The organism is uncultured Brachybacterium sp., assembly GCF_947500705.1.
GTDB lineage: Bacteria > Actinomycetota > Actinomycetes > Actinomycetales > Dermabacteraceae > Brachybacterium.
Genome location: NZ_CANMSY010000038.1, coordinates 1 through 207 on the forward strand (window position 1 = coordinate 1; position 207 = coordinate 207).

The window sequence follows — 207 nt, forward strand, 5'->3', positions numbered from 1 at the left end:
AGGGCGTGCACGAACTTCCGTGACCGGAACTGAGAGCCTCTATCCGAATGCACGATGCAACCGGCGGCGTCACGGCGCCTGGATATCGCGTTGTCCAGGGCATTCACCGCGAGACAAGCCTTCATCCGGTCGCTCATCGAGTAGCCCACGATCCGGCCGGAGAACACATCCTTGATCGCGCAGAGATAGAACTTGCCCTCGTCGGTC

The 207-nt window shown here is 60.9% G+C and carries 1 protein-coding gene; it reads right to left on the reverse strand.

All coding sequences use genetic code 11. The annotated features are described in order from the left end of the window. A partial coding sequence (locus Q0937_RS17960; protein ID WP_299306383.1) for a DDE-type integrase/transposase/recombinase occupies positions 1–207 on the reverse strand: 207 nt, incomplete at both ends.